The sequence below is a fragment of the Methanospirillum sp. genome (genome assembly GCF_028679455.1).
Taxonomy (GTDB): Archaea; Halobacteriota; Methanomicrobia; order Methanomicrobiales; family Methanospirillaceae; genus Methanospirillum.
In genome coordinates, this window is the sequence record NZ_JAJRBM010000082.1 from 1 (window position 1) to 8048 (window position 8048).

Annotated in this window: 9 protein-coding genes; 7 read left to right on the forward strand and 2 right to left on the reverse strand. The window is 47.9% G+C overall.

Going from position 1 to position 8048, the window contains the following annotated elements; genetic code table 11:
- The 3 genes from LUQ50_RS02630 to LUQ50_RS02640 form a co-directional block, all read left to right on the forward strand.
- The coding region (locus tag LUQ50_RS02630) for a metallophosphoesterase family protein (protein ID WP_300035757.1) at window positions 1-1541 on the forward strand (1541 nt) is incomplete at its 5' end.
- Window positions 1538-2164: an HD domain-containing protein gene (locus tag LUQ50_RS02635; RefSeq protein ID WP_300035760.1), complete on the forward strand. Its 627-nt coding sequence runs from the start codon at window positions 1538-1540 to the stop codon at window positions 2162-2164. The genes LUQ50_RS02630 and LUQ50_RS02635, both read left to right, overlap by 4 nt.
- The gene (locus LUQ50_RS02640; protein ID WP_300035763.1) at window positions 2155-3732 is read left to right on the forward strand and encodes a Ppx/GppA phosphatase family protein; all 1578 of its coding nucleotides are present in this window, start codon (window positions 2155-2157) and stop codon (window positions 3730-3732) included. The genes LUQ50_RS02635 and LUQ50_RS02640 overlap by 10 nt, the downstream gene beginning before the upstream one ends.
- Before the next feature lie 6 nt (window positions 3733-3738).
- Here LUQ50_RS02640 and LUQ50_RS02645 read toward each other — a convergent pair whose 3' ends face one another.
- Complete coding sequence (locus tag LUQ50_RS02645; protein WP_300035767.1) at window positions 3739-4368, reverse strand: flavodoxin family protein; 630 nt, start codon at window positions 4366-4368, stop codon at window positions 3739-3741.
- On the opposite strand from LUQ50_RS02645, the gene LUQ50_RS02650 reads away from it, so the two are divergent.
- From LUQ50_RS02650 to LUQ50_RS02665, 4 genes are all read left to right on the forward strand, one after another.
- Window positions 4348-4809: an arsenate reductase ArsC gene (locus tag LUQ50_RS02650; protein ID WP_300035770.1), complete on the forward strand. Its 462-nt coding sequence runs from the start codon at window positions 4348-4350 to the stop codon at window positions 4807-4809. The two genes, LUQ50_RS02645 and LUQ50_RS02650, sit on opposite strands and share 21 nt — an antisense overlap.
- Window positions 4810-4924: 115 nt before the next feature.
- Entirely contained in the window at window positions 4925-6121 is a 1197-nt protein-coding gene (locus LUQ50_RS02655; RefSeq protein ID WP_300035782.1) for a 2-oxoacid:acceptor oxidoreductase family protein, read from the forward strand.
- Between the two features lie 15 nt (window positions 6122-6136).
- Complete coding sequence (locus LUQ50_RS02660) at window positions 6137-6526, forward strand: hypothetical protein (protein WP_300035773.1); 390 nt, start codon at window positions 6137-6139, stop codon at window positions 6524-6526.
- Entirely contained in the window at window positions 6523-7368 is an 846-nt protein-coding gene (locus LUQ50_RS02665; RefSeq protein ID WP_300035776.1) for a thiamine pyrophosphate-dependent enzyme, read from the forward strand. The genes LUQ50_RS02660 and LUQ50_RS02665 overlap by 4 nt, the downstream gene beginning before the upstream one ends.
- Window positions 7369-7396: 28 nt before the next feature.
- Here LUQ50_RS02665 and LUQ50_RS02670 read toward each other — a convergent pair.
- A partial coding sequence (locus LUQ50_RS02670; RefSeq protein ID WP_300035779.1) for a tetratricopeptide repeat protein occupies window positions 7397-8048 on the reverse strand: 652 nt, incomplete at its 5' end.

Below are 8048 nucleotides of genomic sequence, written 5' to 3' on the forward strand. Positions count from 1 at the left end.
ATCATCGGTTTTCTTCCCGGAAGGGAGTAATTGATCTTCCTCAGGATCTCTCTACCGAATTACAGCCAGGTCCTGGTGGTGAGGATGTTAATTTTCATCCTTATTCTCATCCTGTTGATCAGGCAGTTTTCGGGTTGGAATGTCTTCTGCTCAGACAGATCCAAAGCCGGCAGGTAATGCAGTCCGGGGTTTGTGCGGTAGTATCTGAGTTCGTCAATTCAGGAATTATTCATGACTTCGCTGCATTCCTTCATGATCTGAAAATCAGGTCAATGCTTGAAAGTTCGGGGGTTCACCCGATCGAGACCTACGAGCATGCGTTTGTGCAGATCATGGCACGGATTTCAGATCTCTTCTGGTTTGAGATGTACCTCCAGGATCCAGTACGGATTGATCAGCACCATGCGATGCGTATTGCTGCAAAGCGGCTCAGGTATACTTTGGAAGCATATGCTGAATTGTATCCGGATAATCTGAAATCAGAGATCAAAGGGATCAAACGTTTTCAGGAGCTTTTGGGAGATATCCATGACTGCGATGTCTGGATTGACTTTCTTCCCCGCTTTCTTGAAGAAGAGAAGCAACGCTCGGTTGCATACTTTGGAAACCATGGCATTTTTGATCAGATAGCCCCCGGGATCCACCTGTTGACTTCGGATCGAAAGATCAGGAGAGATACTCTTTTTCAGGAACTGAATTCTATCTGGGATACCAGGAAGGAAGATGGGTTTTGGGACCGGTTATCTGAAAAGATATCATCGCCTCTTCAACAATCCATCACTAACTCTTCAACCGACTCTGCCGGTCAGCTTACCATTGCCCTGATTAGTGATGTTCATGCCAACCTGCCTGCCCTTGAGGCAGTTCTTGCTGATGCAGAGTCCCGTGGTGCGTCGGTGGTTCTTCATGCCGGGGATCTCACAGGATATGGTCCGTTCCCTGAAGAAGTAATAAATCTGGTCAGAAGCAGGCATATCCTGAGTGTTATCGGTAACTATGATCTCTCAGTCCTTTCTAGAACGTGGAAGAAAAGAAGACCTTCCTCCCGAGAGAAAAAATTTGCAATGAAATGGGCGTTTCATACGCTCTCGAAAGAGAATCGAATATGGCTGAATAATCTACCCCGGGTACTTCGGTTGTGTATCAGAGGCGTTCCCCTGCTGGTGACTCATGGAAGTCCTGATTCCCTTACCGAATATCTGGATAATGGTACTCCTGACACCAGGCTGCATGAACTAGCAGCAGAATGTGGAGTAAAAATAATGGTAACCGGCCATTCTCACCGGTCCGCTGCCCGTGAGGTTGATGGAGTCTGGTTTATCAATGCAGGAAGTGTGGGCAGATCAGAGGATGGAGATCCACGTGCATGTTATGCACTCCTTACGATAGATCCGTTCTCACTGATTCACATCAGGGTACCGTACGAGATAGAAAGAACCGTAACTGCGATCCATGATCGTCATCTCCCTGATTCCTTTGCCCGGATTGTGAAGGAGGGTAGATCTCTTGAGGCAGTCCGGGGAAGGGAAGAAAAGGCATGACCCCTATCCCAATTGACCCTCATCGTGATTCAACCCTGCAATATCCTGGAATTGAGCAGGTTCTTGCACTCATGACTTACTATGATCCTGACCCTCGTCATGCCCTTCAGGTCGGAAGATTATCGGGGCTGATCTTTGATCTCCTTGGTGATATCCATAAAATGGGCGATAATGATCGCCGTCTCCTCATCTTTGCTGCATTGCTTCATGACATCGGCTGGAGTGTCCCCTCGTGTCCGCATCATAAAGCATCTATGAACCTGATTCTTGGTGATGAGACTATCCCAATCAACTCTGATGACCGGCAGATTATTGCATTGGTTGCCAGGTATCACCGCAAGGCACATCCATCCCCCATGCATACGGCATTCGGGTTACTCTCTCCCCCCAAAAAATGGCATGTTCGATGGTTGGCAGCAATACTGCGCCTTGCTGATGCTCTGGATCGATCTCATACCTCTATTGTGCAGACCATGTCTGCATCCTATCCTGATGGAATGATTCAGATCAGTTGTAGTATCAGGGCCAATGCATCCCCTGATCCTGAAAACCAGGTGATTGAAAAGAAATCTGCCCTACTTTGTGAATTGGCAGAAAGACAGGTGAAAGTTATATGGACCTGAGTGTTCATCCGGTAGTCTCGTTTATTGATCTTGGCACTAACTCATCGCGGCTTCTGGTGATCAGGCTCAATCCCAACTGTTCTTATTCGGTTCTGACTCAACAAAAGGAAGTGGTCCGTCTTGGAGAAGGAGAGTTTGCAGACAATTATCTTGCACTGGATGCAATTGAGCGGACAGTAACTGTACTCATCAGGTTTGCTGAAATTGCCCGGAGTCTGGGGTCATCTGAAATTGTTGCAGTCGCTACTTCAGCCACCCGTGATGCACGCAACCGTGAGATTCTGATATCCCGAGTCAGGGAAGAAGCAGGGTTTGAACTCAACGTGGTATCAGGTCCTGAAGAAGCCAGATTAATCTGGCTCGGGGTCTCGAGTGGTGTTCAGATTGACGAGACCAAGTCCCTGTTTATTGATATCGGGGGCGGTAGTACGGAGATCATCATCGGTGATCAGGCCCGGACCTACCTGCTCCGGAGCCTGAAACTCGGGGCAATCAGAACCACCAACATGTTTGTCCCCTCTGGTCTGACAGGTCCGATTCCTTCTCCTGTAATTCTTTCCATCAGAAGGCATATCCGCGGTCGTGCATCACACACTCTCCGACACGTTATCAGAAAAACGGTAAATAAGGCATTTGGCAGTTCAGGGACCATTACTTCACTGGAAACAGTTGCTGCAGCAATGGATCAATTTGCGACTTCTCACCGTCCAGGCATCATCACCCTGAGTGAATTGTCAGAAGTGATCGTTTATCTCAGTAGTCTGTCCCTGAAAGATCGTCGGAATGTCCAGGGTCTGAATCCTGATCGCGCTGATATTATTATAGGCGGTGCACTCATCCTTGAGTCACTGCTTGAACAGGCAGGAATCCTTGAGATCCGGGTCTCTTCCCGCAGTCTTCGGGATGGATTACTCATAGACTACCTCTCCAGAATTCCCGGATTTCCCTACGCAGATGCAATACCGGTCCGGGCCGCCAGTATCAGACAACTTGGAAGATCATGCCATATCAATGAACCACATGCAGATCATGTGCAGCGTCTGGCCCTCTCCCTTTTTGATTCATCCCGCGAATCCGGACTTCATACCATATCTGATACCGGTCGGGAATTACTTTCATTCGCTGCTTTCCTTCATGATGTCGGTCAGTTCTTATCGTTTCCGGGTCATCATCAACATTCGTTCTATGTGATCACACATGCCCCTCTGCTTGGATTCCATGAACTTGAGATCCTGATCATTGCACTTATCACCAGGTATCACCGCAAAAAAATGCCCCGTCGGAAGGACTTTGGATACGCTCACCTGAGCAGTGGTGATCGTAGTATGGTTCAGGTATTATCCCTCTTTCTTCGGATGGCAGAAAATCTGGATCGAAGTCACGACGGGAGGGTGACTCAGGCACGGTTGGAAGTTCGTGACCGGCGTAAGGTTACACTGGTAATCGGATGCAATACTGACTGTACTCTCGAACAGTGGGCAATTCTCGAGGACATCCGTTCATTTGAGCGGACCATGAAAAAGGGGTTGAGGATAGAGTTTTGTCCGGATAATGCATTCGTGTCCTGATTGTTACTAGGTTTCTTTTGGAGAGACATCTCCTGCTATTGTTTTAATTGCATCTTTGACCTGACCTATTGCAGATTGATCCTTCAGAACCTCTCCTGCTTTATATCCATGCCCACTGACGGTTCTGATGATCTTCATCTCCTGTGCCTGTGCCCATATCTTAAGGGTTTCAAGCGCCCGGTCATCGCCACTATCAGCACAGACTGCAACCGGAATCACCTTTTTCCCTTTCAGCTGACGCTTGTGCCAGAGCGAATAAGATCGATCAATCATATTTTTAACGGGGCCGTTGACATCATGAAAATATACCGGTGATCCGATAATGATCAGGTCACTCTTCTTCATCTGTCGTGCAAACCGGGAAAAATCGTCAGATTTAAGGACACAATGCCCTTCTTTTATGCACTTGCGGCATGATTTACAGGGTCGTATCGTACTGCCAGCGAGGGATATCGTTTTGATCTTCAGATCTGTAACCCCACTTTTTTCAAGTTCTGAAGTAATTGCATTGATTAGCCTGCTGGTGTTCCCGTTCTTGAGTGGACTGCCTGATATTGCAAGGACTCTCATATCAATTAGTCCATTGCGATCCCATATAAATCTGGAGATCAGGTTTTGATCTCCAGATATACTCATCTTGTATCAGAAGAATACCTCAACATGGTTGCCGGAAAAAAATCAGTTCTGTTTGTGTGTACCCATAATGCGTTCCGATCCCAGATTGCTGAGGGATATCTCCGGGCTACATTTGGAGATCAGTACGAAGCATACAGTGCCGGGACAGAACCTTCCTCCCTTGACTCAAGGGCTGTGCTGGTAATGTCTGAGATCGGGATTGACATAACCGGACAAAAATCCAAACCCCTACTTGAGTTTTTTGACCGTGATATTGATATCGCGGTCACGGTCTGTGACGGAGCATCTGGTGCCTGCCCCATGGTCCCGGGAGCTGGGGTGGTATTCCATCAGGCATTCCCTACTCCTGGTGAATGTGATCCCAAAGACCCCGCTTGCCTTGCCCATCTTCGTGAAATCAGAGACAGCATCACCGGATGGATCGATAAGACATTTGCATGAAATGGTTATCTTACCGTCACAAGTATAATGAGATCCGATGCAGATAGACTCCCCTGCGGAGGCGGGATAACTGACAGAATACTCAGTTCTCATCGGTGGAAAAGCAGGAGATGGTATTGCCCAGGCCGGTCAACTGATCGGGTCTGTTTTTTCTGAACTTGGTTATTATGTATATCAGTACGTAGACTACCCTTCATTGATCCGGGGTGGTCACAACTTTTGTATCATCCGTGCAGCTGACAGGCCGGTCTTTACCCATCGTACTGGTGTTGATCTGATCCTTGCTCTGGATCAACGAACCGCTGATCTGCATACTCCCAATCTGAAAACCCAGGGGGTTGTGATTTATGAGAGTGGTCAGGTAAAAACAGAAGGACAGGCTCTGGCCATTAAGGAGATCCTTGCTCATCACCAGGCTAAACCGATCATGGGAAACACCGCAATCGTTGCGGGGTTTTGTAGTTGTGCAGGTATTCCATGGAGTCTGGTTGAAAAAGTATTCAGGAAAAAACTGACCAAAGAAACGGATCTAAACCTGCTTGTAGCACGCGAAGCATACTCCCGCATCACTAGGGAGGTGCAGGTACCGTTGTTAGAGGGGGCATCAGCCCGCCCACTCCTGTCTGGAAATGAATGGATTGGACTTGGCCTCCTCGCAGGGGGGATCGATGCATATGTTGCATATCCGATGACCCCATCTTCAGGAGTTCTCCATTTTCTGGCCTCTCTCGCAGAAGAGGCCGGAATCGATGTGATACACCCCGAAAGTGAGATCGCAGTCATTCTGATTGCTCTCGGGTTTGCATATGCAGGAAAAAAGACAGCGGTTGGCACGTCTGGTGGTGGGTTCTGCCTTATGACCGAGGGGCTATCGCTGTCCGGGATGGCAGAGTTGCCTGTCGTTATTGTTCTCTCTCAGAGGGGGGGCCCGTCCACCGGACTTCCCACCTATACCGCTCAGTCAGATCTCCTTTTTGCCTGTCATGCAGGACAGGGTGAGTTTCCCCGGTTTATCGTTGCCCCTGCAACACCTGCTGAAGCAATGAAGTGGTCAGCAGAAGCAGTTCATGTTGCATGGAAGTATCAGATCCCTGCATTCATCCTTTCAGATAAGACATTTTCTGAAGGAATCTATACACCCGATGGGGAACCGGAGATCAGGGCAGTTGCTCCCCTTCCTGCTCCCTCATATCCGTATAGCCGATATGCAGATACCCCAGACGGAGTATCCCCGATTCTGATCCCCCCGTGTGCAGGGGAACAGATCAAGGTGAACAGTTATGCTCATGACTACTCAGGGATTACCAGCTAATATCCCGAGATGACAATGACTATGGTACGTAAACGACTCAGGAAGGCAGAAAAACTTGCGATTGCTGTTGATCAGCCGGGTTCGGTCTTTTATGGGGGTGTCTCTGTTGCGAAAACTGCGATTCTTTGCTGGGGTTCTCCCCGTGGTGTATGCTGCGAAGTTGCAGATAAACTGAAACTGAGGATCGTTTCACCCATCGTCATCAGCCCGTTCCCTTCAAAGGAGTTTAGTAAAGCCATGCAGGGGGTAGAGAAGGTGATTCTGGTTGAAGACAGTTCAACAGGTCAACTCAATGAGATTCTGGCACGGGAAGGATACCGCACCGATGATCTGATTCTGCGGTATGATGGGCGACCATTTGCAGTTGAAGAATTGCTTGAACGGGTAATGAGGTGTACAGCATGACAAGTGATGATGCCCTGGTTACCTCGGCACAGAACACCTGGTGCCCGGGTTGTGGCAATTTTGCGATCCAGCATGCAATTAAGTTTGTTATCCAGGAACTGGAAACCGAAGGGATCCCCCGGGATCATATGGTGCTGGTTTCTGGGATTGGATGCCATGCAAAGATCGCTGACTACTTTCAGATCAACAGTTTCTATTCATTGCACGGGAGAACGATTCCGGTAGCAACGGGTATCAAGATGGCAAATCCGGATCTGAAGGTGATCTGTTTTGCCGGTGATGGTGATCTGTATGCAGAAGGGCTTGATCACCTTATTCATGCAGCAAAACGCAATATCGACATAACAGTCATCTGTCATAATAACCGGGTATATGGTCTAACCACCGGTCAGTATACTCCGACCTCCCCTTATGGATACCGGGGTAAATCAACACCAGCAGGCCTTCATGAATATCCAATTAATATCATAGAACTGCTCCTTGGGGCAGGGGCGACTTTTGTATCTCGTGGATACACCCGCCATCTCCCACATCTGAAAAGAATTTTTAAAGAAGCGATTCTTCATCAAGGGTTTGCTCATGTCGATGTTTTGCAGATATGTGCAACATATTTTAACCTGACCACCTGGTATGATGAGCGGGTATATGAGACAAATGAATCAAACTCCACACTTTTTGAGTTTGCCTGCCGGACTGCAAACCTGTGGAATTATAATGATGATTCAAAGATTCCAATCGGTATCTTCTTCCAGACAAAAAAGCCGTCACTTCCTGAAAAGAAGATACGAAAAGAGGTTGACAGGGCCCATCTCATCAGAACGATTCTTGAAAGGTCAATCTGACCTCTCTCCTCTTTAACAGGCTGTGATATTATCTGATCTCCCTGTTCTGTTTTCTTCTCTTAAAGACCAGGATAATTCCGAGTGTAAGTATTGCAAGTATTCCAACCCCGACCATGAGGTAGTTGATCAGAAAAATCGGCGGGGGTAGTTTTAGTTCGGGGGTGATGACAGCAGGTCCTGATCCATTCTCCTGTGTCTCCTGCGCTGCGGCCTGTTTATCCTGTTGAAGTCTTGAGAGGGTATCCCCATATTTCTGGGGAATATAACTGTCATCCAGAGCTATTGCCTGTTCAAATGCCTTGAGTGCCTCTTTCATCTTTCCCTGGTTAAAGAGGGCACTCCCCATATTATTCCAGACCTCTGCAGAACCCGGATAGATGATAACCGACTGGTTGAATGCTTCTGCTGCTTCTTCATTCTTAAACATGCGGGCTAATATTACCCCTTTTTTATTCCAGGTTGCATTACTCCGCGGTTCAATCTTCAGGGCTGCATCGTACATCGCATCTGCTTCAGAATACCGGTTCAGAGCAGCCAGGACATCTGCCTTTCCCTCCAGATTCTGGTACACATTTGGATTTAGTGAGACTGCACGGTCATAGGTATCAAGGGCATCGCGGTACTTCCCAAGCAAAAAAAGGGCGAGCCCTTTTTTTCCGACAATATCTGCATTGGTTTTA